Genomic DNA, 22881 nt, shown 5'->3' with positions numbered 1-22881 from the left:
AAAGCGGCTATGAAATATTTCATCCCTGCTTCAGGTTGCATATCTTTCTGATGATGCTCATCAGTAATACGGTAACGACGACCATCATCCCCCCTAACACCCACAGGAATGATGGGTCTGCTTCACCATCAGCAAACCCCAGACCGGTACGATTTAAAAACTCATTGCTGACTTGAGATAAGTAATCGAGCAAGCCTCCCAGAGGAAACAGGACGATAAAGAAGGAAGCAATGAGGCATGCCAGACCAATCAGGATATTATTTTTTAACTTTGCATGAAGCATAATCAGCCCTTCCTGTCACATCAATACGTCCATATGCCATCAACCCTTTACCACCAGGAACACGAATCTTCTTACATGCAAGCAAAGATTGTCTGACCAGTTGAAAATCAGGGATATTATAGAACGTTATGCATCCCCACGACTCTCCTTCACCATTCGGTCTCAATGGATGAAGTCGAAATGAGCCTCTGTCGACCCCATTCACAAATACGTTATCAGCCATGGTCGATGCATTAAACAAGCCGAACCATTCAGAATGATCGGTCCCGTTCTTGAAGTCTTTTACAAACCGCTCAACCCGATTAGCAATACTGCCTTCCGGTGCATCAACGATCCAGTACGTACCCACTGGTAATGCAGCATTCCTGATAAAGGCACACTCAGCAATATTGGTTACGGGTTCTATCCCTGAAAAAACGGGAAACGTCCCAACGCCATAAACGTGTAGTTTCAGCCTTCTTCCATCGGCTGAGACATCGTTGTAATCCATCCTACAAATCTGCATAGCAATCCTCCCTGTCGCTTTGCGGAGAATGTTACATCCGATTTATTGGGTGCACCAGCAGAGTTAGATAATTCATAAAAAAAATACGGACATGTGTATTCACGTCCGTATTAACTTATCCTTTTACAGGATTAATGAAGGGAGCTTTTAGATATTATTCTTATTTTGCCAGACCATTTCCGCGCTTCACCATAGGTATATCTCCAGTATCATTCAACGCACCCGGAAACGTCTTCAGCCACTGCGCGACTTTCTGTTTATTTATATTCACCACACTCATCCCTTCCAGGCATCCCCATAATTCTCTTGTATGCTGTGGCGTAATCACAATGCAGTCTTTCATGGCGCGGATTTTCACCGGCATACCGTTGATAAAACCTGCACGGGTTAACCAGTCTCCGCCCAGCAGAAGGTATTTCATGTCTATGCGTGCATACAGTTCGCAGCAGGCGGCACTGTCCTGAGGCGTTTCCGCGCGGGGATGAACAGGCGCCGCGTTAGGCTGGTTGCCGTGAAGACGGCGGGCGCTGTTTTTGCGTACCAGCTCGCGGTTTTCAATCATGCCGTTGAAAGCGTCTGATTCTGTTTTGCAAACAGTAAACTCTGGCTTAAAATTCGTCGCAGCCATTTTCAACTCCTTGTAAGTTGTTGGTGGTTAGCGGTATGGGGGTGTTGCAGCACCTTCATATCGCGAATTCTTCTTTAAATAATCTTCGATACTTCCTTTGCCGTTCGGCGTAATTTCTGGTGCTCATTATACAGGGCTGAATATAGATACAGCAGTTTGGTGTGGGGTAAATTTGGATTTTGCGAGGGGGATTCAGAAAATAGATATTCAGAAAAACAGTCTCTATCTATGTAAGGAGATATTTAACAGAGAGAAAATATCAAATAGAGAGTAATTAATTTAAAACCAGCGAGTTATGTTAATAGCAAGAAGCATTGAGTAAAACTTACTCACCAGTTCTGCCACTAAAAAAACATGATAATGTCTATAACAATATGGAAAAGAGATTACAACACCAGTTAAACAACTAGGCTCACAAATTAATAGCCAGCCTCAAGTTGAAAATTACCCCCCCTCAAACTCGAGGTATTAAATCCAAAGAAGGTCTTGTTCAAAGTTATATAATTCAACAAGTTCTCTTTCAACGCCAATCCTTTTTTCAATCATGAAATCAGTGAGTTGCTGCCCATCGATTAAAACTATTGGTACACATGATGGCTTAAAAGATAGCTCAGCGGCTTCTTTGGTGAAACTACTCGTTGTTATGAAAATGCCCTGTTCAAATTCACCAGTAATATTCCCTCTGAACTCAGAAATAGCGCGTCTACCAACTTTATTTGACGGTGAGTATTTTTTACATTGAACTGCGACACGCATATAGGATAAGCCAACTTTCAGAGCTCCTTTGACATCTATGCCACCGTCACGTCCTCTGCTCGTCAATTCCATTTCAAGAAAGCCATATTTCGTTAGAAAGATCCGGCAAAACTCTTCAAACCGGTCCGGATGAAGTTGAACAAGGCATTCTAAAATCTCACTTTTAACTTTATCCCTTTGCTCAGAGGCTAAAAAATAAACATCCCGCATTGAGCTCTCAACGTCATCAGCTTTGCTCTGCATACTCTCTTCCATAACACTCTTTTCAGTGGAAGAGAGATTAACAAGTAATTCATAACAGCCATCTATAATTTTTTTATAGTATCTTTTCTGATGCATAACCCCCAGACTTTTATTAATGCAGTGTCTATCTAGGGTTATCCTCAAAACAGACTTTGGGTCTTTTGCACCAAATACGTATAAACTATTATTTATAATAGTTTCGTATAACTCATCTATCGATGCAGCTTTTCCAATTATCGTAGAGGCTTTAATAGCAGCATCAATTATTGTGTTAGACATCACATCAACCCTTTGATTCGCTCATAAATCAAATCAAACGGAATGTTTTCTGTCATATAGCACCAAGAAATACGAATTGCATTTTCTATCCGCTCATCATCAAGTCCCATCGAAGCAAGCACATGGCTTGCTGTGTAATTTTGCGATGTACAGGCTGAACCATTTGAAATTGAGATAAGTCCTTTCAAGGCAACCATGGCCGCCTCAGAATTAACATGAGGAATAGACACGTTCAACACATGGCTAGCAGTATTTGAACCATTAATCTCACCGCCTAGAGAGTCAAAAAGCTCTATCATAGAACATTTAATCTTTTCGCATTTAGAACGCCAAATTAAATAATTCTGTTGTGCATCTAAGCATGCCTGACCTAAACCGGCGATTAATGCAACAGGTAAAGTGCCTGGGCGCAGTCCTTTTTCCTGACCACCACCAAACATTAAAGGTTCCAGCGGAATTTTTGAAAACCCCCTTCTTTTGATTATAAGTGCACCGATGCCTTTTGGGGCGTATAACTTATGGCCGCTTATACTAATCATATCTATACGAGGATTAACTAAATCCTCAGGGTACTTACCATATCCTTGAGCAGCATCTACGTGAAAATAAGCATCATGATTTTCTAATACATTACATATAGCGTTGATCGGTTGGATTGACCCTGTCTCATTATTTATATGCATTATCGAGACGAGGATAGTGTCTTCTCTCAATGAATTTTCGAGTGTGACAGGATCTAAGACTCCATTTTCACCGATATCAAGGTAAGTTACTTCAAAACCATTTGATGCAAGAAATTCAACAGGCTCAAGGACAGCTTTATGCTCTATACGAGTAGTAATTATGTGCTTTTTACCAGACTTTCGTGCTTCTGCTTGTAGGCCAAGAATAGCAATATTATTGCTCTCGGTAGCACCACTCGTGAAAACCACCTCGGATTTATCTGCATTAGCTAATGAGGCAACTTGGCTGCGAGCTTTTTCAACCGCCTGTTTTGCGACCAGTCCGAACTCATGTGTACGGCTACCTGCGTTACCAAATTCTTCATTTATAAAATGCGTAACTACTTGTGCTACAGAAGAAGATACTGGTGTTGTTGCATTGCAATCCAGATACACGCTCATAGAATTCCCATTCGCTAAATTTATTTAAGCCCACAAGTATGCTGACATACTGGCCAGAACACGGCAAGTTACTGTTTGTGCGTAACCATCTTGCATACTGTACATGTAAACAGTGTTTTTTACGGTTTTGTACTTGACGTAGGGCGCCATAACCTTAAGATAATCACCACGAAGTACAGCTAAGCTAGCCATCTTAAACTTGATACATCTTGTTGTAATCGGCTAGGCGCACATAATGTTCAAGCGCCCCTCTTGAGTTACTCCCTCTGGACCTCATACATTGCTAGTGAGAGACAAAACACTCCTTACATAGTAAAATGATCGGTTTGATTTTACATCAGATGTCCCAACGCCTTTCTAAGGCTATCCGATTAACCAAAGGTAGAAAATGACAGTACAAGACCATCAACCAGCACGTTCAGCCTTTGACTCTCACGGATTTAGAGAGACGGTAGGTAAGCTGGTGCAGCAAACTAAAGAACTTTACCTGAGTGATGACATCCCTTGGGTGATCGGCTATAGCGGAGGCAAGGACTCCACCGCTATCTTACAACTTGTCTGGCAGGCGCTTCAGGAACTAGCAGCAGAGAAGAAAGCTCATAAAAAAGTCCATGTGATTAGTACGGATACTCTAGTTGAAAATCCTATCGTTGCTTTATGGGTTACTCGTTCTTTACAGCAAATGCAAGCAGCAGTAAAAGAACAAGGCATACCGCTGGAAGCACATCGTTTAACACCTGCAGTTAACGACCGTTTCTGGGTTAATCTTATTGGCCGCGGTTATCCTGCACCACGTTACAAATTTAGATGGTGTACTGATAGGCTAAAAATTAGCCCGTCAAACAATTTCATAAAAAGTGTTGTTCAAAAAAACGGCGAAGCGATATTGGTTTTGGGCACTCGCAAAGCTGAAAGTTCAACGCGGGCAGCAACTATGGAAATTTATGAAAATAGGGCTGATAACACACGGCGTGCTGCTGGCCTGACGGTCAATAAGGAGTTAGATCGGGTTTGGGTGTACACCCCTATTGCAACCTGGAGCAATGATGATGTTTGGCAATTCCTCATGCAGGTTCGTAATCCCTGGGGGTTCAAAAACCAAGAGCTTCTAACGATGTATCAAGGAGCTACCGAAGATGGTGAATGCCCATTAGTCGTTGATAAATCAACACCAAGCTGCGGTGATAGTCGTTTTGGATGTTATGTATGCACAATGGTTGGTGAAGATAAGTCAATGTCAGCCATGATTCATAATGATAATGAAAAAGAATGGATGTTACCTTTATTACAATTACGTAATGAAATTGATATTAATGATTCTAATAAAGAAATTAAAAGCCGTAAAATAATGGCTGATAAAGATCGCAGAGATTTCAGACGTATGAATGGTTCTTTGACGGTACATATTAACGAACATGGAGCGGATCTTGTTCGTGGTCCTTACCGTCAATATTTCAGAGAACATATGTTAAGAAAAGTACTTCAAGCTCAAGTACAAGTACAAGCCCTGGGCCCAAAAGAAGTGAAAAATCTTGAGCTATTGACCATAGAAGATTTAGAGGCAATAAGAAACATATGGGTCAATGTCAAAAATGAAATAGAAGATAATGTTCCTGTGATTTACGAATCAATTATTGGTAAACCATACCCGGGACATAAGATTAAGAAGCATCCTCTATTAAACCATGATGTAATGGAAAAATTGAGGAAAAAATGTGCCGATTATAACGACATTGATGGTTTAAAATTTGAACAGTTACGAGATTTACTAACGATCGCTGATAAGCATAAAAATCTATTACGTCGCTCAAAACTATTTGAGCAACTAGAAAACTCAGTCGATAAAATTGCATTTAGCGATATTATGCAGGCTAGACACTTTGCACTTCAGAAGAAAATTACTGAGAACAAGTTTAAACTCGCTTCACAAAATATTACAGATGAGGATAAGGCCAAGTTGCTATGGGAAAATGATAAAATAGAAATGTCCCTAAAAAACTACGCTCATCTACATTTAGAACAAATTGACATTCAAGAGATATAAAATGATTTTTGAAGAAGTTACTTTATATAATTATGGCATATATAAGGGCCTGCATACTGTTTCTCTTGATAGTAATGATCCTACAAAGCCAGTGATTTTAATCGGTGCAATGAATGGCGCAGGTAAGACAACATTCTTAGATGCATTGCAGCTTGCTCTTTATGGAAAACATGCTAAATGCTCGAATAGAGGAAAGTTAAGTTACTCTATTTTTTTAGAAAAAACGATTAATAGCTATGCATCTGATAAGACAGCTTCCGTTACGCTAAAATTTCGCCATGGTGAAGACACAATCAATTCACATCATTATGAAATTGAAAGAAAATGGATAAAGGAACAGCATAAAGACTGTAAAGAAAATATTACTGTTAAATTAAATGGTGAAGTTGATACTTTGCTAAGTGATAATTGGGATGAATTTGTCAATGAATTCATTCCTCAATCTATTTCTGAATTATTCTTCTTTGATGGAGAAAAAATAGAGAATCTGGCAGATCCAAAACGATCTGCTGAACTATTAAAAACCGGCATTGAAGCTCTTTTGGGTTTAGAAATGCTGACAAAACTGTCGACAGATCTTAATATCATAAAAAGAAGAAAACAAGAAAAGCTGCTTGAAGAAATTGAAATAGATACTTTAAAAAGTATTGAATACGATCTTAAAAAACTCGAAGAAGACAAGGAAGAGACTAACCTACATCTTGATGAACTTTATCAACAACAGGAGATACTTGCGTCTCAGGATGATGCACTTCAGCTTGAATTCAGGGCGTATGGTGTTGATAAACTACAAATTAAAGAAAAACTTGAAGATGAAAAGAGCGAGCTTGAAAAGAAAATATTTGAAATAGAACATGACCAGAAGAAATTAGTTTCAGGTTCTATGCCCCTTTCTTTATTAAGCGCTCTTTCCAAGAGGGCCGAACTACAATTAAATAAAGAACACGACTTTAAGTCATTCAAAAATGCAGAATCTATTATCTTGGAAAACAAAAAAATTCTCCTTGATACAATTTCTGACTTTTCAATTGACGACAACATCATTGTTGAAATATCCAAAAAACTAGACAATGCAATAATTGTAGAGAAACAAAAATTTAATCACACCATATATTTAAATAGTGATAAAAATATTTTCATTGGATTAGAGGATAAAATTTCAAGTGAAAAATTGACATTTGAAGAACTGATTAACAAAAAACAAGAAATCCAAGATCGTTTACTTTTATTGCAAAAAAAGCTCGCAACCATTCCAAAACTACACGACGTTCAGCATTTAATAGAAAAAAGTGCTTTACACAAAGAAAAAACAGAAATATTAAAAAAAGAAATTAAAGCAACTGCAGAGAGACGTTTAGACCTCGATGCACGTATTAACAATGCCCTGCAAAAATATGAGGCGTTATTATTAAAAAATAATGCTGTCAGCTTTGAGAAAAAAAGGCAAGCACAAATAGTTGAACATGTTGAAACTCTAAAGGAAATTCTCGAATCTTTTAATAAGGACATGATTTCTGAAAACATATCAAAGCTGGAAAATAGAATCAAGGCAAAATTCGATCAACTAAAGCGTAAAAATAATCTCATTGATAAGATTAAAATCAGCCCCGTTGATTTTTCAATAACAATGTTCAATGAGAATAGAAAAATCATCTCATCCGAAAGACTTTCTGCTGGCGAACGGCAATTATTTGCGATCGCAATACTATGGGGTCTGGCCGACTGTTCTGGTAAAGAACTGCCAACAATCATCGATACTCCAATGGGACGGCTTGATGGTGCACATCGTAAGAACCTAATCCATAATTATTTTCCAAATGCATCATCTCAAGTTATTCTTCTCTCGACTGATGAAGAAATTTATGGACAATATTATAATGATCTTAAACAGTATATTGCCCAACAATATAATATTATTTACAATGAAGATAAAACTAGTTCTTCATTTGTGAAAGGTTATTTCGGAGACACAAACTGATGAGTATTGAAATGGTGAAGGTTTCTGAAAAAGGAAAACAACAGTTAATTACTTTAAAAAAAAGAACCGGAATAGAAAATTGGAATGTATTGTGTCGCTGGGCTTTGTGTGTTTCTTTAGCAGAAAGTTCTATTCCTCCACATGAGGATATTGTAACAGATAGCAATATAGAAATGTCATGGAAAACGTTTGCAGGTGAGTTTTCAGAAATATATCTATGCTTGCTAAAACAACGAATATTTGAAGATTATGGCAATAATCACGATGATTATTACTATTTTCTTAAATTACACCTTCATCGTGGCATTTCATATTTAGTCAATAAAGTTTATAAGCTCGAAGATTTCATTTTATAATATAATTTAGGTGGTGTTATACACCACCTAATTTTAATTAATAGCTTCTATGACTTTCTCAACTATTTCTATAGAAACTTTTTCGATATACTGCCAATTGTTAAATTTCATAGGTGCTGTTTTATCAGTATTAGATAAAATAACTTTATCCCAGCCAAACAAAGATGGATTACTTTTTAGAACACAATGTAAATTGTGTTCTAATGCCTGCAAAACAATCCGACTTGGCCCAATATACTTTTGAAATAACGAATTACAATTAACTGATATAAATGTAAAATTTTCATTAATACAATTTTTGTGTTTAATATATTTTGAGTTTTCCTGAAGTTTTTTCCATAAAGTTCCTCCAGCAGTGAGGTGCGCACCCCAACGAATTACCGGATGTCGTTGAGTTTCACCGATGTAGACAAAATTACCTGCGAAAATAAAATATATATAAGGGCCATTAATTGGCCCTTTTAGAAGATTTATCACGTTCATTATTAAAATAAATCTTGGTTTCTTGAAGCCCAGTTCTCTAAATTATAAGAAGAAACACGGTGATATTTATCAAATATCTCTAAAATAGTTTCATATTTTACAGATTGCAAGTTTTCTTCTGTTTTTTTCTCACCTACAGCTAACGAATGAAGGAGGCTTTCTATTGCTACTCTAGTCGGATCAGCTTCAGGTAAAGATTTTAAAACTAAATTATAGAATAAATGGTTTTTATTTATTCTTATATAGACCCCGTGTTCAATATCGATTTCAGAGCAAAATATTACAGATTTATTGATCTTATCTGAATATCTAACTTTTTTGAAGACAGGTTCAACATAAGTAACCGCAGGAACAGATACATCATCATCACTCACTGGAATTTCATCGTTTTTATTATCTTCTGGCAAATCCTCTTTATCAATATCCTCTTTTGAAGTTTTTTGTTGATTTTTCGTTCGCCGCTCAGTTTGTTCTTTCTTATCAACTGTCTCATAATCCAAATCGGGATCTTCTTCAGGAATAGTTTCTAGTGTTTCACTTGTTTTGAGGCCTTCTTCTCCACCATTCACATCCAGAATGTCTTTGCATTTATCAAAGGCTTCTCTTGCCTGGGAAAGAGGTACTCTACAGTTCATATGTAACGCATCAAGGAAATGCTCTGAAAGATCTAAATTTTGCTTTGATACATCGACTTGTAATATTTCATCATGGCATGTGTATATATCGATTCTTGCTCGAAAACCAATATCATCTCTTCCTGCTATACCTAATAAATCGCCCCAACGAATTAATCTATTATTTCTAAAAATGAAAAAGCCGTTATTTTTCCTTGAAATATCATAACTTTTTATTGCAGCTCTTTCATCATCAGAAAACCCCTGAAACTGAGACATTCTTTCTTGCGGGAAGATCACAGCCCTTACTTTAACTTTTGTATCAACCGTCGGTGATATTTCGATGTCTTTATCTATTACTTTGCAAGGTTTTTTCGCCTCATAATTATCAGGATCATAGCCAGGAAGCGCCTGCCCCCAAAAAAGAATGTCTTTAGGCTGGATTAACTCTTCTTTATTCTTAACAACCAATGTTATACTCAGTCCCTCATTAAGCATGAAGTCATGATAAATCACACCGAGTCTTTCGCGTAACTCTTTTATTATTCTATTGGTTGAATCGTGAGGCTCTCTTATTTTACTTATTTCTACTATTGTGCCACTCTCAGCCTTAATGAGGGCTTTCTCTTCCTCATCTAAATGCTGAACACATACTCCATATGTATTTTTTTCTTTGATCACATCGCGATCTAGAAAATATTTTTCGGTATAAACCCCATCCTGTTTAGAGTATATTGTAACTGTTCTTCCTAGCGAAAATCCGGCACTTTTTAAACCAAATCCAAATTTCGATAAGCTATTTTCTTCGTAAGCTGAATCTGCACCGAGATCTAATGAATTAGCAGCAATGTCATTTGACATGCCTTTTCCATCATCATTTATTCTCAATAATCGAACCTTGCTTTTTTCAGAAAGATTAGCACCTTCCTCTAAAACAAATTGTACAGATATATTTTTTGCGCCTGCGGCGACAGAGTTGTCAATGATATCTTCAATAGCTGCATGAAATTTGTAGCCGATTTTAGAGATACCTTCGCATACTCTATCGGCATTTTGATTACGAGCAAGGAATTCCATGTTTTCTCCGGATGTAGGTAAACTAATTAAAAGAGTTATCTTACTAATTAAGCTAATAACCTATACCACTAAACACCTAAAAAAACAATGGATAGAACTACATGAGGATTTGATATATTTTGGTGCCGAAGGCCGGACTCGAACCGGCACGTATTTCTACGGTTGATTTTGAATCAACTGCGTCTACCGATTTCGCCACTTCGGCACTGAAGGGGATGCGGAAACGTTGTGGATTATACCTGTCGCGCGCCGCCATGCAAGCGACGACGCGCTAAACCCGCGCTAAGTGCCCAAAAAACCAGCGCTACCGTCAGTCCAGCTCCGACACCGCCAGCCGAATCACCCTCGCCGCCTTCTGCTCCGGCAGCGCCAGCACCTTCGCCCACATCTCCTGCACCATATCGCAGGAGAGCTTCTCTTTGCCCGCCGCCTTCTCCGGCGTCTGCAGCAGCTGGATGTCCTCGCCGTACTTATCGGCAAGCGCCTTCATAATCGGTCGGACATCCTCGACAGCCGCCTCGCGTTCGGCGGGGGTCACGGTGTGGCTGTTTTTGCCGTAGGCCGCGCGCATCATGTCGGCGTCGGCCTGCATGCGCCGGGCCATCATCTCTTTATCCAGCACCCGCATCGGGTTAACGCCCCCTTTCACCGCCGGGTAGAGGAAGCGGAAACAGGCGTCGTCGCTCACCTTCTGGATGGCGGCGGTCTGCTCCATGTTGGCCTTCATATAATCCACCACGTTGGCGTCCGGGGCGTGCTGCAGGCGCGACATTTGCAGGGTCAAAATCTGCGGCTGGATGACGTCGATGATGTGCTGTTCAGACTCGCCCGCTTTCTGCATGGTGAGGATCTGCTCGCGGATGCGTTTCTGGAACGCTGGTTCCTGCTCTTTTATCACCTGCCAGGCGGGCATCGTGTTGAGGGTGGTATCAAGCTGCTGTTCAGGGGTGCGCTGCATACGCTGTTTGTCGAAGTACACCCAGAACGCCACGGCGGCGGCCGCGACGACGACAATCACAATACGGGTCCACGTTTTATTCATCTCGCATCCTTATCCTTTCGCTATGCCGGTTTACACCGGCACGCCGCTGTGGAAGCGAAACTCGTTGTCCGGTGTCGAGATAAGTGTGGCTTCAATTTCGCCAAAAAGCTTTATCCGCGGTGAGATATCGTCGTCGCTCACCTGCTGAGCCAGCGTCAGGTAGTCCTGATAGTGGCGCGCTTCCGAGCGCAGCAGCGAGAGATAGAACTTCTGCAGGTCGTCGTCGAGGAACGGGGCCAGCGCGGCGAAGCGTTCGCAGGAGCGGGCTTCGATGTAGGCACCGCAGATAAGCTTGTCGATCAGCGTCAGCGGCTCGTGGGTGCGCACCTCCTTCAGCATCCCTTTGGCGTAACGGCTGGCGGTGATTTTGACGTACGGAATGTCGCGGGCCAGCATCGCCTCGCGCACCTGCCAGAAGTGGTGCAGCTCCTCTTTAATCAGTAGCACCATGCTGCCGATAAGCGCCTGGCCCCACGGGTCGTCGGTTTTGGGCATCACGCTTTTGCCAATCTGCCTGTGCAGGGCGATGAAGTCCGGCTCCGGGCCGTCGCGGAAGGTGAACTGTTCGTAGGGTTTGAGCCAGTCGAGCAGCGCGTCGGCACCGCTTTCGTCGGCGACGTATTTACGCACCAGCAGCAGCGCGGTCTGGGCGGCCTTGAGCTCGCACACCATGTGGTCGGTGAGCAGCAGCGGCAGGTTCGCCGGGTCGCGGGCTTTATCAATCCATGCTTGCGGGGTCGGGCACTGGAGGAAGTTGAGTACGGGGGCGAGTATCTGCAGGTAATCCATGGTTCTGCCTTGAAAAAGCGGTGGCGCGGGCCACCGCCTGAAACGCTTAGTGACGCACGCCGTCGTCGTCTTCGTCGATGTAATCTTCGTCGTCGCCTTCTTCGCCGTCTTCACCGTTCGGATCTTCGAAGTAGGTTCCCCAGCCGTCGTACTCCACGTCAAACTTCTCGGCCAGGTTCATCAGCTGTTCGACCTGCGCATCAATTAGCTCCGCCTTCAGCGCGCCTTCGCTCAGGATGTCGCAGCAGATGACGGTGTCGCCCTCTTCCACTTCCAGCTCTTCCGGCTCGGTCACTTCGTAACCCAGCTTGAAGGCTTCTACCGCCATTTTTTCCAGCGCGTCGAAATCATCCGCAGAGAAATGGTGCTCGATGGTGTACAGCGCGTCCGGATCGCTACCGTCTTCCAGCAGCTCTTCAATAATCAGACGCGTCTCTTCGCGTTGCTCTTCCAGGTGTTCCGGGTTTGCCATGGCTCAATCCTCTTTAAAGTGCGGCAGATACTTCTATTTTCACACACGGACGGGTTTGCCTCCACCTTTGTTGGAAAGATTTGTGAAACGGGGTTGCAAATGAATAATTACACATATAAAGTGAATTTTAATTCAATAAGTGGCGTTCGCCATGTGAGGATAAAATGTCTGATCTGTACAAGAAACACTTTCTGAAATTGCTCGACTTTACCCCTGCACAGCTCAACTCTCTGCTGACTCTTGCCGCACAGCTCAAAGCCGATAAAAAAAATGGCAAGGAAGTACAAAAGCTTACCGGTAAAAACATCGCGCTCATCTTCGAAAAAGACTCAACCCGCACACGATGCTCTTTCGAAGTTGCCGCATTTGACCAGGGCGCGCGCGTTACCTATTTAGGGCCGAGCGGCAGCCAGATTGGGCATAAAGAGTCAATTAAGGACACCGCGCGCGTGCTCGGGCGGATGTACGACGGCATTCAGTATCGCGGTCACGGTCAGGAAGTGGTCGAGACGCTGGCGCAGTACGCGGGCGTGCCGGTGTGGAACGGGCTGACCAATGAGTTCCACCCGACCCAGCTGCTGGCGGACCTGCTGACCATGCAGGAGCACCTGCCGGGCAAGGCGTTTAACGAGATGACGCTGGTCTACGCAGGCGACGCGCGCAACAACATGGGCAACTCGATGCTGGAAGCGGCGGCGCTGACCGGGCTGGATCTGCGCCTGGTGGCTCCAAAAGCCTGCTGGCCAGAAGAGAGCCTGGTGGCGGAGTGCAGCGCGCTGGCGGAGAAGCACGGCGGGAAGATCACCCTGACGGAAGACGTGGCGGCGGGCGTGAAGGGCGCGGACTTTATCTATACCGACGTGTGGGTGTCGATGGGCGAAGCCAAAGAGAAGTGGGCGGAGCGGATTGCGCTGCTGCGTGGGTATCAGGTGAACGCGCAGATGATGGCGCTCACCGGCAACCCGGACGTGAAGTTCCTGCACTGTCTGCCGGCGTTCCATGACGACCAGACCACGCTCGGCAAGCAGATGGCGAAGGAGTTCGATCTGCACGGCGGGATGGAAGTAACGGACGAGGTGTTTGAGTCGGCGGCGAGCATTGTGTTCGACCAGGCGGAAAACCGGATGCATACGATTAAAGCGGTGATGGTGGCGACGCTTGGGGAGTGATCCTCTCTCCCAGTTTATTGATTCGGTGCGCTCTTCTTGCCGGGTGGCGCTGCGCTTACCCGGCCTACACGACCCCTAGGCCCGTGCAAGCGTAGCGCCGCCGGGCGGATCAGGCCAGCGCCATTTCATTGATTTTTCACCCCGAAAAAGGTACGTTTTCGCCTTAATTCCAGCGTGGACATGCCAGCATTATGCCGATTATTCAGTCTGTTGAACGTGCGTTGCAGATCCTCGACCTGTTCAACGAGCAGGCCACCGAGCTTAAGATCACCGACATCAGCAAACTGATGGGGCTGAGCAAGAGTACCCTCCACTCGCTACTGAAAACCCTTCAGCTTCACGGCTATATCGATCAGAACCCGGAGAACGGCAAATATCGCCTCGGTATGAAGCTGGTCGAGCGCGGTCATTTCGTCGTGGGCTCCATCGATATTCGTCAGAAGGCGAAAGGCTGGCTGACAGAGCTGTCACAGCGGACCGGGCAGACCACCCATCTGGGGATCCTGGACGGGCGTGAAGGGGTCTATATCGAGAAGATTGAAGGCAAGCTGGCCGCCATCGCCTATTCGCGCATTGGCCGCCGCCTGCCGGTTCACGCCACCGCCATCGGCAAGGTGCTGATTGCCTGGCTGGGCGAGGCCGAGCTTAACGCCCTGCTGGAGGGCTATCAGTACACCACCTTTACTCCCGCCACCCTCGCCTCTCGCGAAGCCCTAATAAGCGCCCTGGCGCAGACCCGCGAACAGGGCTACGCCCTGGATAGCGAAGAGAACGAGCAGGGCGTTCGCTGCGTGGCGGTGCCGGTGTGGAACCATGAGTCCCGCGTGATTGCCGCCCTGAGCCTGTCGACGCTGACCTCCCGCGTGGACGACGCCGGGCTGGCGAGTTTCCGCGAGCAGCTTCAGCAGGCCGGGCTACAGCTCTCACGCGCGCTGGGCTACCCGGCCTGAGCCGTTAGGCCGGCTCGTAGGTGAAGTAGTCGAAGTCCGCGTGACAGCCGTCGCCGCTGATGTCCTCGCAGTGCAGCCCCACAAACGCGCCGGTGAAGAAGCCGCGCCCGCCGATGTAGTCGTCCGATAGCTTCCACGCCTCATAGGTGACCGGCACGGTGTGCCACGTCTCGTCGTCAAACGAGTAGCTGTAGCGGTAGACCAGCGTATCCACGTCCACCCGCAGCCAGACGCTCTCCGCATGCTCCGGCACCGGAATGGGCTGCTCGTGCAGCGGCCACGACGGCACGTTGTGGTCGAGCTGGATAACTTTGATGGTTCTCCCCTGCCCCTCCTCGTAGTCCACAAAGCAGTAGCTCCAGTTTTTGCTGTTGTAGTAGCAGGTCAGCCCCGCGCTCTGCTGGAAGTGGACCGGCGAGAACTGCATCCGCGTCTCGGCCCGGAAGGTAAAGTGCTGCCAGCGACGCGCCACTGTTGACTGGGTGAAGGTCGAGTTGAGCGAGTCGTTGCCGTAGAGCCGTAAGAAGCCCGGGCGCGCGGTGAGCGAGCCGAGGGTGTCGTCGAACGGAATGCGCAGGGTCTGCAGTTCCGGGTCGAGCGAACTGGCGTCGAAATCCTCCCGCCAGCTACCCTGAACGGCAGCGGGCTGCTCGGCCACCTGCGGGCCTTTCACGGTCAGTTGCGCGTGCTTGCCGCCTTCCACATACGGCCAGCCGTCGCGCCACGCAATGCGGGCGATGCCGGTCTCGCGCCCCAGCGGGCAGTAGCCGCGCCCGCCGGAGGCCAGCAGCGGCACACCGGGCAGGCGCAGCGGGCGGCTGGTGAGGTAGGCCATGTACCATTCTCCGGTATGGGTCTGCAGCAGCGAGCCGTGGCCGCTCTTCTGCAGCGGATTCTCCGGCAGGTGCCAGCTGGTCATCATCGTCACGTCCGGGTGCAGCTCGTAAGGCCCGTCTATGGTTTTTGAACGCAGCACCACCACGGCGTGCTCGTAGCTGGTACCGCCCTCGGCCACCATCAGGTAGTACCATCCCGCATGGCGATACAGGTGCGCGCCCTCGGTGTAGCAGAGCGGCGTGCCGGTAAACAGCGTTTTGCGCTCGGGCGAGAGGGTGCCGGTCTGCGGATCGAATTCCTGCAGCACGATGGTGTTGTGCGGGTTGCTGTGGTGGCGCGGCCCCCACGGGCGGTAGAGGTAGTACTTGCGGCCATCGTCGTCGTGGAACAGGGACGGGTCAAACCCGCCGTTGCCCATCGGGATCGGCTCGCTCCACGGCCCCTCGATGGACGGCGCGGTGACGAGGTAGTTGCGGCCGTTTTTCCACGGCGAGTCGACAATCTTCACGTCGGTATAGAGCAGCCAGAATTTACCGTCGGCGTAGCTCAGGCACGGCGCCCAGATGCCGCCGGAGTCCGGGTTGCCCTTCATGTCCAGCATCGACACGCGGTCCAGCGGGGTGCTGACCAGCGACCAGTTTTTCAGGTCTCGGGAGTGATAGATGCGCACGCCGGGGAACCATTCGAAGGTCGAGGTGGCGATGTAGTAGTCCTCGCCCTGGCGGCAGAGGGACGGGTCCGGGTTAAAGCCGGTCAGAATGGGATTAGTGATTTGCATAGTGCCTCCGGTTAATGGGATGCGGCTGTCGCGGCGTCGGGAACGGCCTCGCCCTGCGCCGCGCGGTGCTTGATCAACTGCTGGCTGATGGCCTCCACGCGGGCATCGGTGAGCTTGTAGAACGACAGCATGATGAACATGCCCGCGTAGAGCACCACCGGCACCACGCAGAACAGAATTTTGATGGTGGTGAGCACCTCGACCGGCTGCACGCTGCTGCTGGCGGAGTAGTTGACGTACGCCAGGATCCAGCCCACCACCGCCCCGCCAATCGCCAGGCCAATCTTCAGGCTGAACAGGTAGGTGGAGAACACCAGCCCGTCGAGGCGGCGCCCGCTGCGGCTCTCCTCGTAATCCACCACGTCAGAGGCCATCAGCCACTGCAGCGGCGTGGTGGTGTTAAAGACGAACAGGAACAGAATGTTGAGGGCGAAAATCAGCGCGATATGCTCCGCCGGGGTGACAAAAATCAGCAGGCTGATCAGCGAGTAAGCGACGATGATCCACTTAAAGGCGGTGACACGGTCGAAGCGGCCCAGCAGGCGGGAGGAGCAGAGCGAGCCGAACATGGTGGCGAGGCTGCCGTAGAGTAAAAACTGGGTCGCCATCTCCGGGTGATCCATCACGTATTTCACGAAGTAGAGCGTCGCCCCGCCGCGCACCACGTTGGAGCAGGTCGCCATCATCTTGAACGCGCACATGATGCGCCACTGGCCGTTGCCGAGCAGCAGTTTGAGATCTTTTGCTACCGACGAGCCCGGCTGCACCTCAAAGGTGTAGCGCTCTTTGGTGGTGAAGAAGCAGATGTAGAGCAGCACCACGCCGGTCAGGCCCAGCACGCACATGGCGCCAAAATAGCCCACCTGCTCGTCCCCTTTGCCGATGATGCTCACCAGCGGCAGCGCGATGCCGCTGATGGCAAGCGAGCCCGCCGCCGCGAGGAAAAAGCGCCACGACTGCAGGGCGTGGCGCTCTTTCGGGTCGGCGGTGATGACGCCCGGCATGGCGCAGTACGGCACGTTAACGAAGGTATAGACCAGGGTCAGCAGAATATAGGTCACGCAGGCATAGATGATTTTGCCCTGCGCGGAAAAGTCCGGCGTGTAGAAGGTCAGCACGCAAACAATGCCGAACGGGATGGCGCCCCACAGCAGGAACGGGCGGAACTGACCGTGCCGCGTGCGGGTGCGGTCCACCAGCAGCCCCATTAGCGGGTCGGTAACGGCATCCAGCACGCGGGAGATTAAAAACAGCGTGCCCATAATGCCCGCCGACAGGCCGAAGACGTCGGTGTAGAAATAGGCCAGCAGGAACATGGTGGCCTGCCAGACGAAGCCACAGGCGGTGTCACCCAGCCCGTAGCCAATTTTGTCTTTCATGGTTAATTGCGTCATCAGAATTACACCCTTATGTAGTGTGCTGAATTACAACATCGTGTTAATGGAGTGTAATGAGCTGTTCAATTAACCAGCAATGGTCATATCTTATTTCCGAATTACGTTATTTTGCTTTTGTGACGCCAACGATATATCGCAACTTATTGTTTAAATTATGAAATTACAGACAAGTGAAAACCGTCCGCGGAATATTTTCCGCAGACGGTTTCATCTAAAAAATAATTAAATGCCGAGCGCTTTTTTACCGGCGTTAATTACCTCGATAATTTTATCAGTGTCATAAATACAGCCTTTCCAGGTGCCGCCGCTTACCGACTGCAGTGCCGCCCACAGCCGGGTATCGTCCGGCAAAAAGTCGTGGGCGTGCAGGTCCGGGTGCGTCTGCCGCAGCGCCAGCTCTCGGGCCCCCTCCTCCGGCGTCAGCGGGTGGTCGGCGGTGCCGATAAAGTTGACGCTGCCCGTCAGGGTCAGGCGGTCGACCGCAATCTCGATGATGTCGTTGTCGCGCAGCTTGCCAATCGGCCCGCCCGCCAGCGCCTCCGGCGACACGTGGCCGAAGCAGGCGCCTGTCGATACCCCCGAGAAGCGCGCATCGGTGATTAACGACACCGTTTTGCCCCACGAGATATGCTTCAGCGCGGAGGTAAGCTGGTAGGTCTCCTCCATGCCGGTGCCGGACGGCCCGCCGCCGATCACCACCATGATATCGCCCTGCTTAATCTCTTCCCGCTTGATGGCCTTAATCGCCTGCGCTTCCGAGACAAACACCCGCGCCCTGCCGGTGTGGCGGTAAACGCCATCGTCACCCACCACCGACGGATCAATAGCCGTGGCCTTGATCACCGAACCCTCCGGCGCGATGTTGCCCGTCGGGAAGCAGACCGTCGAGGTCAACCCTTTCGCTTTTGCCTTCTCCGGCGGCAGGATCACGTCATCCGGATCCACGCCGTCCTGCACGCGCAGGCACTGGCGGAAGCGCGCCCGGCGTTCGGACGCCTGCCACCAGTCGAGGTTCTCGCCCACCGTCTGGCCGGTCACGGTCATGGCGTCCAGGTGCAGCAGCCCGAGATCGCGCAGGTGGAGCATCACCTCCGGCACGCCGCCGGCGAGGAACGCCCGCACGGTCGGATGGTAGTCCGGGCCGTTGGGCAGCACGCTCACCAGGCGCGGCACCTTACGGTTGATGCGCGTCCAGTGTTCAACATCCGGAATAGTGCAGCCCGCCGCGTGGGCGATGGCCGGAATGTGCAGCAGTAAATTGGTCGAGCCGCCGAACGCCGCGTGGATCACCATCGCGTTTTCGATGGCTTTATCGGTGAGGATATCCCGCGTGGTGATGCCGCGGTTATCCAGCTCGCTCACCGCCCGCGCCGACTGGCGGGCGATCTCCAGCCACACTGCCTGTCCGGACGGTGCCAGCGCGGAGTGCGGCAGCGCCAGACCCAGCGCTTCCGCGACCACCTGCGAGGTGCCCGCCGTGCCGAGGAACTGGCAGCCGCCACCCGGCGACGCGCAGGCGCGACAGCCCAGCTCGGCAGCCTCCTGCAACGAGAGTTCATGGTTGGCGAAGCGCGCGCCGATGGTCTGCACCTTGCCCGCGTCTTCCCCCACGGTCGGCGGCAGCGTCGCCCCGCCCGGCACCAGAATGGTCGGCAGGTCGTGCATCGAGGCCAGCGCAATCATGGTGGCAGGCAGCCCTTTGTCGCAGGTTGCGACGCCAATCACCGCCCGGCGCGTCGGCAGGGAGCGGATCAGGCGGCGAAACACGATCGCCGCGTCGTTGCGGTACGGCAGGGAGTCGAACATGCCGTGCGTGCCCTGCGAGCGACCGTCGCACGGATCGCTGACAAAGGCCGCAAACGGGATCCCGCCGTTGCGGGTGATCTCCTTCGCCGCCGCCTGCATCTGCATGCCGATCTCCCAGTGCCCGGTGTGGTAGCCCAGCGCGACCGGCCGTCCGTCACCGGCGCGGATGCCGCCCTGGGTGCCGATAATCAACACCTCTTTACCGGTCAGCTTGTTGGCATCCCAGCCCATCCCGGCGTTCTGCGTCATGCCGAACAGGTTGCCGCTGGGGGATTCCATCAGCATCTGCGGGGTCAGCGGCAGCGCGCCCTGCGGCCCCGCCGCATGGGTGATCACCGCATAAAACGCATCATCCTGCGGGGTGAAAATTTTCTCGATGGTCATGGTTATCGTCCGACTCAGCAGAGCTTGAGCTGTTGCAGCAGGGTTTTCAGCTGCGCCTTACGCGGCTCGTCCAGCGGTGACGCGGGCGGCAGCACGTGCGTGGAAATCGGGCGGCCGCAGAGCACGATCGCCTCTTTAATCACGTTCACAAACGGCGTATCCAGCTGATACATCTGCGGAATTTGCAGTAAGGTCTGATGATACTCAGCCGCCTTCGCCACGTCTTTATCCCGCCAGGCTTTCAGCAGATTCACCGACACCTGCGGGGCAAAGTTGCCGCTCGCCGAGATCGCCCCGTCGCCGCCGAGCAGCAGGGTATTAAAGAGATGATCGTCGTAACCGCACAGCACGGTGAAGTGCGGATGCGCCGCTTTGACGGTGTGGATCATGCTGCGCAGATGGGCGACAGAGTCGATGGTGTCTTTGATGCCGATAATATTGCTGCGCGAGTCGGCCAGGGTTTTCACCAGCGCCGGGGTCAGATCCTGCCCGGTCAGCGCCGGGAAGTTATAGAGCATCACCGGCAGCGTCACGCTGTCGGCCACCTGTTCGAAGTATCGAATCAGGTTCGCTTCCGACACTTTCCAGTAGTAGGGGTTGATCACCACGATGCCGTCCGCACCCGCCTGCTGGGCGTGCTGGCTCAGTTCAATGGTTTCCCGGGCGTTGGTGCCGCCGGTGCCGATCAGCACCGGCACACGACGATCGACATGATCAATAGCGAAGCGGGCAACGGTTTTACGCTCTTCGGCGCTGAGCTGGGAGAATTCGCCGCCGCTGCCGAGGAAGAACAGGCCGTCAACGCCTGCGGTGATCAGATCGTCAATCAGTGCGGCGGTGCCCGGCTTATCGAGCTGGCCATCGGCGGTAAATATGGTGGAGACGGGGGGAATGATCCCCGTGAACAACGCGGACTGCGGCATGAGATCTCCTTGCTGAATCATTTTGTTCTACATTATAGAACAGCGTTCATTAATTTAACGATCATACTATGACGCAGAAAAAGCGCAGGTAAATGGGAAGGGTTGAGGGAGTGCGGGAAATTTAAGCTGGATCACATTATGCGAGGGGATGTGCCCCAGCGCATGTTTATCGGGCGCGGTGTTAATTTGCTGTTAATCCCTCGCAGGCATTTATGCAGTAGTTATGCATAACCTCAGCGCGGCGTAATGACACCGCGGCGCTAAGTTGCTGATCGTACTGCTTTCATCATAAAACTCGCGGCAGCTTCACACTTTATCATTTTAATAATTTGCTAATAAATCCCATAATTATTTATTGATTTTTCTTAAGTCAAAAATAGTTAATTGATAATTATGCATAGTCATTCCACTGAGATAATTAAATCATTTAAAATCAATCATATAACAAATTATGTCAAAGCATTAAATTCTACAAAATAATAACAAACCCAAATAATGCCAACGGATCCTGCTTAGCTATTCACCCGCCAACAATATCAAATTAATCATTATCTGATGCGAATCATGCAAATGAAAACAAATCCTCCGATCGCTAATTTCACGTGAGCAACATCACAATACGGTTTATTTAAGCGCCTACTATTGACCACGAAATCAATTGAGCTTAGCCGCCATGTAATTAAGCAAATATGGCGCATGCCCTTTTTATTCTGAAAAACAGTTAAAGGAATAATTATGGAAAAGCATTATGTCGGTTCTGAAATTGGTCAATTGCGTAGCGTTATGCTGCACCGCCCAAATTTAAGTCTGAAACGGTTAACGCCGTCGAATTGTCAGGAGCTGCTTTTCGATGACGTGCTCTCGGTTGAACGGGCGGGTGAAGAGCATGACATTTTCGCAAACACGCTGCGCGAGCAGGGTGTGGAAGTCCTGCTGTTGACCGACCTTCTGACGCAAACCCTTGATATCGCAGAGGCGAAAGCCTGGCTGCTGGAGACGCAAATCTCCGACTATCGCCTTGGGCCCACCTTTGCCGGCGACGTCCGCGGCTGGCTGGCGGATATGCCGCACCGCGAACTGGCGCGCAGATTAAGCGGCGGATTAACCTACGGCGAAATTCCGGCGGCCATCAAAAATATGGTCGTCGATACCCACACGGCGAATGATTTTATTATGAAGCCGCTGCCAAACCATTTATTTACCCGTGATACTTCGTGCTGGATTTATAACGGCGTGTCCATTAACCCGATGGCCAAACCGGCTCGTCAGCGCGAAACCAATAACCTGCGGGCAATATATCGCTGGCACCCGGCATTCGCCGACGGTGAATTTATTAAGTATTTCGGTGATGAAAATATTAATTACGACCACGCCACCTTAGAAGGCGGTGACGTATTAGTGATTGGCCGCGGCGCGGTGTTGATCGGCATGTCCGAACGCACCACCCCGCAGGGGGTGGAGTTCCTCGCCAACAGCCTGTTCAAACACCGCCAGGCCGAGCGCGTGATCGCCGTTGAGCTGCCAAAACACCGCTCCTGCATGCACCTCGACACAGTGATGACCCACATCGACGTCGACACCTTCTCCGTCTACCCGGAAGTGGTGCGCAAAGACGCCCAGTGCTGGACGCTCACCCCTGACGGCCGCGGCGGCCTGCTGCGCACCCAGGAAACCGACCTGCTGCAAGCCATTGAAAAAGCCCTCGGTATTAACCAGGTGCGTCTGATCACCACCGGCGGCGACGCCTTTGAGGCCGAACGCGAGCAGTGGAACGACGCCAATAACGTGCTGACCATTCGCCCGGGCGTGGTGATCGGCTACGAGCGCAACGTCTGGACCAACGAGAAGTACGACAAGGCCGGTATCACCGTGCTGCCCATCCCGGGCGACGAGCTGGGACGCGGGCGCGGCGGCGCGCGCTGCATGAGCTGCCCGCTGGAACGCGACGGAATTTAAGGAGCCAT

Annotated in this window: 21 protein-coding genes and 1 tRNA gene; 7 read left to right on the top strand and 15 right to left on the bottom strand. The window is 49.3% G+C overall.

The window, feature by feature from the left end:
* Positions 1-19: 19 nt before the first annotated feature.
* From C1N69_RS02625 to dndA, 5 genes are all read right to left on the bottom strand, one after another.
* Positions 20-283 (bottom strand): hypothetical protein, encoded by a 264-nt coding sequence (locus tag C1N69_RS02625; RefSeq protein WP_032649983.1) that lies wholly within the window; start codon positions 281-283, stop codon positions 20-22.
* The gene (locus C1N69_RS02620) at positions 258-788 is read right to left on the bottom strand and encodes a DUF2778 domain-containing protein (protein ID WP_155030635.1); all 531 of its coding nucleotides are present in this window, start codon (positions 786-788) and stop codon (positions 258-260) included. Before C1N69_RS02620 ends, C1N69_RS02625 begins: the two co-directional genes overlap by 26 nt.
* 160 nt (positions 789-948) lie before the next feature.
* The gene (locus tag C1N69_RS02615) at positions 949-1416 is read right to left on the bottom strand and encodes a SymE family type I addiction module toxin (RefSeq protein WP_155030634.1); all 468 of its coding nucleotides are present in this window, start codon (positions 1414-1416) and stop codon (positions 949-951) included.
* 468 nt (positions 1417-1884) lie between these two features.
* On the bottom strand, positions 1885-2694 hold the full coding sequence (locus C1N69_RS02610; protein ID WP_155030633.1) for a restriction endonuclease: 810 nt from the start codon (positions 2692-2694) through the stop codon (positions 1885-1887).
* Complete coding sequence (dndA, locus tag C1N69_RS02605; protein ID WP_155030632.1) at positions 2694-3818, bottom strand: cysteine desulfurase DndA; 1125 nt, start codon at positions 3816-3818, stop codon at positions 2694-2696. Before dndA ends, C1N69_RS02610 begins: the two co-directional genes overlap by 1 nt.
* Positions 3819-4206: 388 nt before the next feature.
* On the opposite strand from dndA, the gene dndC reads away from it, so the two are divergent.
* Genes dndC through dndE form a run of 3 tightly spaced genes read left to right on the top strand, consistent with a single transcriptional unit; the run spans position 4207 to position 8196 of the window.
* Positions 4207-5862 carry a DNA phosphorothioation system sulfurtransferase DndC gene (gene dndC / locus C1N69_RS02600; RefSeq protein WP_155030631.1) on the top strand — a complete coding sequence of 552 codons (1656 nt, stop codon included), beginning with the start codon at positions 4207-4209 and terminating at the stop codon, positions 5860-5862.
* 1 nt (position 5863) lies between these two features.
* Positions 5864-7840, top strand: a complete 1977-nt coding sequence (dndD, locus tag C1N69_RS02595; RefSeq protein ID WP_155030630.1) for a DNA sulfur modification protein DndD — start codon at positions 5864-5866, stop codon at positions 7838-7840.
* Positions 7840-8196 carry a DNA sulfur modification protein DndE gene (gene dndE, locus C1N69_RS02590; RefSeq protein ID WP_155030629.1) on the top strand — a complete coding sequence of 119 codons (357 nt, stop codon included), beginning with the start codon at positions 7840-7842 and terminating at the stop codon, positions 8194-8196. Before dndD ends, dndE begins: the two co-directional genes overlap by 1 nt.
* Before the next feature lie 33 nt (positions 8197-8229).
* Here the strand turns inward: dndE and C1N69_RS02585 are convergent, their stop codons facing one another.
* The 6 genes from C1N69_RS02585 to rraB all read right to left on the bottom strand — a co-directional run bounded on the left by C1N69_RS02585 (position 8230) and on the right by rraB (position 12673).
* Positions 8230-8679, bottom strand: a complete 450-nt coding sequence (locus tag C1N69_RS02585; protein ID WP_155030628.1) for a hypothetical protein — start codon at positions 8677-8679, stop codon at positions 8230-8232.
* Between the two features lie 2 nt (positions 8680-8681).
* Positions 8682-10370: an ATP-binding protein gene (locus C1N69_RS02580; protein ID WP_155030627.1), complete on the bottom strand. Its 1689-nt coding sequence runs from the start codon at positions 10368-10370 to the stop codon at positions 8682-8684.
* A gap of 120 nt (positions 10371-10490) precedes the next feature.
* Positions 10491-10575: transfer RNA gene (locus C1N69_RS02575), tRNA-Leu, on the bottom strand.
* Between the two features lie 105 nt (positions 10576-10680).
* Positions 10681-11412 (bottom strand): topoisomerase II, encoded by a 732-nt coding sequence (locus C1N69_RS02570; RefSeq protein ID WP_155030626.1) that lies wholly within the window; start codon positions 11410-11412, stop codon positions 10681-10683.
* A 30-nt stretch (positions 11413-11442) separates the two neighbouring features.
* Entirely contained in the window at positions 11443-12201 is a 759-nt protein-coding gene (gene miaE / locus C1N69_RS02565) for a tRNA isopentenyl-2-thiomethyl-A-37 hydroxylase MiaE (RefSeq protein ID WP_155030625.1), read from the bottom strand.
* Between the two features lie 46 nt (positions 12202-12247).
* Entirely contained in the window at positions 12248-12673 is a 426-nt protein-coding gene (rraB, locus tag C1N69_RS02560; RefSeq protein ID WP_025759886.1) for a ribonuclease E inhibitor RraB, read from the bottom strand.
* A 99-nt stretch (positions 12674-12772) separates the two neighbouring features.
* Here rraB and argL point away from each other — a divergent pair, with 99 nt between their 5' ends.
* From argL to xynR, 3 genes are all read left to right on the top strand, one after another.
* Positions 12773-12868: a putative translational regulatory protein ArgL gene (gene argL / locus C1N69_RS22835; RefSeq protein WP_213014347.1), complete on the top strand. Its 96-nt coding sequence runs from the start codon at positions 12773-12775 to the stop codon at positions 12866-12868.
* Positions 12838-13842, top strand: a complete 1005-nt coding sequence (argF, locus tag C1N69_RS02555) for an ornithine carbamoyltransferase (protein WP_155030624.1) — start codon at positions 12838-12840, stop codon at positions 13840-13842. The genes argL and argF overlap by 31 nt, the downstream gene beginning before the upstream one ends.
* A 191-nt stretch (positions 13843-14033) precedes the next feature.
* Positions 14034-14792 carry a DNA-binding transcriptional repressor XynR gene (xynR, locus tag C1N69_RS02550; RefSeq protein WP_155030623.1) on the top strand — a complete coding sequence of 253 codons (759 nt, stop codon included), beginning with the start codon at positions 14034-14036 and terminating at the stop codon, positions 14790-14792.
* Between the two features lie 4 nt (positions 14793-14796).
* Here the strand turns inward: xynR and C1N69_RS02545 are convergent, their stop codons facing one another.
* From C1N69_RS02545 to yagE, 4 genes are all read right to left on the bottom strand, one after another.
* Complete coding sequence (locus C1N69_RS02545) at positions 14797-16407, bottom strand: glycoside hydrolase family 43 protein (RefSeq protein WP_155030622.1); 1611 nt, start codon at positions 16405-16407, stop codon at positions 14797-14799.
* Between the two features lie 11 nt (positions 16408-16418).
* Positions 16419-17801, bottom strand: a complete 1383-nt coding sequence (locus C1N69_RS02540; protein WP_155030621.1) for an MFS transporter — start codon at positions 17799-17801, stop codon at positions 16419-16421.
* 225 nt (positions 17802-18026) lie between these two features.
* Positions 18027-19994 (bottom strand): xylonate dehydratase YagF, encoded by a 1968-nt coding sequence (gene yagF / locus C1N69_RS02535; protein WP_155030620.1) that lies wholly within the window; start codon positions 19992-19994, stop codon positions 18027-18029.
* 14 nt (positions 19995-20008) lie between these two features.
* Entirely contained in the window at positions 20009-20917 is a 909-nt protein-coding gene (yagE, locus tag C1N69_RS02530; protein ID WP_155030619.1) for a 2-keto-3-deoxygluconate aldolase, read from the bottom strand.
* Positions 20918-21652: 735 nt separating this feature from the next.
* Here yagE and arcA point away from each other — a divergent pair.
* Positions 21653-22873, top strand: a complete 1221-nt coding sequence (gene arcA, locus C1N69_RS02525) for an arginine deiminase (RefSeq protein ID WP_155030618.1) — start codon at positions 21653-21655, stop codon at positions 22871-22873.
* The last annotated feature ends 8 nt before the right edge of the window (positions 22874-22881 follow it).

This window comes from Enterobacter sichuanensis, assembly GCF_009036245.1.
Classification (GTDB): Bacteria; Pseudomonadota; Gammaproteobacteria; order Enterobacterales; family Enterobacteriaceae; genus Enterobacter; species Enterobacter sichuanensis.
The sequence above is the reverse complement of the archived record's forward strand: the minus strand, read 5'-3'. Positions and strand labels throughout refer to the sequence as shown.

What these genes read in the sequence shown, in the direction of transcription:
- C1N69_RS02625 (WP_032649983.1), bottom strand. Translation starts at nt 283, where the DNA reads ATGCTTCATGCAAAGTTAAAAAATAATATCCTGATTGGTCTGGCATGC.
- C1N69_RS02620 (WP_155030635.1), bottom strand. Translation starts at nt 788, where the DNA reads ATGCAGATTTGTAGGATGGATTACAACGATGTCTCAGCCGATGGAAGA.
- C1N69_RS02615 (WP_155030634.1), bottom strand. Translation starts at nt 1,416, where the DNA reads ATGGCTGCGACGAATTTTAAGCCAGAGTTTACTGTTTGCAAAACAGAA.
- C1N69_RS02610 (WP_155030633.1), bottom strand. Translation starts at nt 2,694, where the DNA reads ATGTCTAACACAATAATTGATGCTGCTATTAAAGCCTCTACGATAATT.
- dndA (WP_155030632.1), bottom strand. Translation starts at nt 3,818, where the DNA reads ATGAGCGTGTATCTGGATTGCAATGCAACAACACCAGTATCTTCTTCT.
- dndC (WP_155030631.1), top strand. Translation starts at nt 4,207, where the DNA reads ATGACAGTACAAGACCATCAACCAGCACGTTCAGCCTTTGACTCTCAC.
- dndD (WP_155030630.1), top strand. Translation starts at nt 5,864, where the DNA reads ATGATTTTTGAAGAAGTTACTTTATATAATTATGGCATATATAAGGGC.
- dndE (WP_155030629.1), top strand. Translation starts at nt 7,840, where the DNA reads ATGAGTATTGAAATGGTGAAGGTTTCTGAAAAAGGAAAACAACAGTTA.
- C1N69_RS02585 (WP_155030628.1), bottom strand. Translation starts at nt 8,679, where the DNA reads ATGAACGTGATAAATCTTCTAAAAGGGCCAATTAATGGCCCTTATATA.
- C1N69_RS02580 (WP_155030627.1), bottom strand. Translation starts at nt 10,370, where the DNA reads ATGGAATTCCTTGCTCGTAATCAAAATGCCGATAGAGTATGCGAAGGT.
- C1N69_RS02570 (WP_155030626.1), bottom strand. Translation starts at nt 11,412, where the DNA reads ATGAATAAAACGTGGACCCGTATTGTGATTGTCGTCGTCGCGGCCGCC.
- miaE (WP_155030625.1), bottom strand. Translation starts at nt 12,201, where the DNA reads ATGGATTACCTGCAGATACTCGCCCCCGTACTCAACTTCCTCCAGTGC.
- rraB (WP_025759886.1), bottom strand. Translation starts at nt 12,673, where the DNA reads ATGGCAAACCCGGAACACCTGGAAGAGCAACGCGAAGAGACGCGTCTG.
- argL (WP_213014347.1), top strand. Translation starts at nt 12,773, where the DNA reads ATGAATAATTACACATATAAAGTGAATTTTAATTCAATAAGTGGCGTT.
- argF (WP_155030624.1), top strand. Translation starts at nt 12,838, where the DNA reads ATGTCTGATCTGTACAAGAAACACTTTCTGAAATTGCTCGACTTTACC.
- xynR (WP_155030623.1), top strand. Translation starts at nt 14,034, where the DNA reads ATGCCGATTATTCAGTCTGTTGAACGTGCGTTGCAGATCCTCGACCTG.
- C1N69_RS02545 (WP_155030622.1), bottom strand. Translation starts at nt 16,407, where the DNA reads ATGCAAATCACTAATCCCATTCTGACCGGCTTTAACCCGGACCCGTCC.
- C1N69_RS02540 (WP_155030621.1), bottom strand. Translation starts at nt 17,801, where the DNA reads ATGACGCAATTAACCATGAAAGACAAAATTGGCTACGGGCTGGGTGAC.
- yagF (WP_155030620.1), bottom strand. Translation starts at nt 19,994, where the DNA reads ATGACCATCGAGAAAATTTTCACCCCGCAGGATGATGCGTTTTATGCG.
- yagE (WP_155030619.1), bottom strand. Translation starts at nt 20,917, where the DNA reads ATGCCGCAGTCCGCGTTGTTCACGGGGATCATTCCCCCCGTCTCCACC.
- arcA (WP_155030618.1), top strand. Translation starts at nt 21,653, where the DNA reads ATGGAAAAGCATTATGTCGGTTCTGAAATTGGTCAATTGCGTAGCGTT.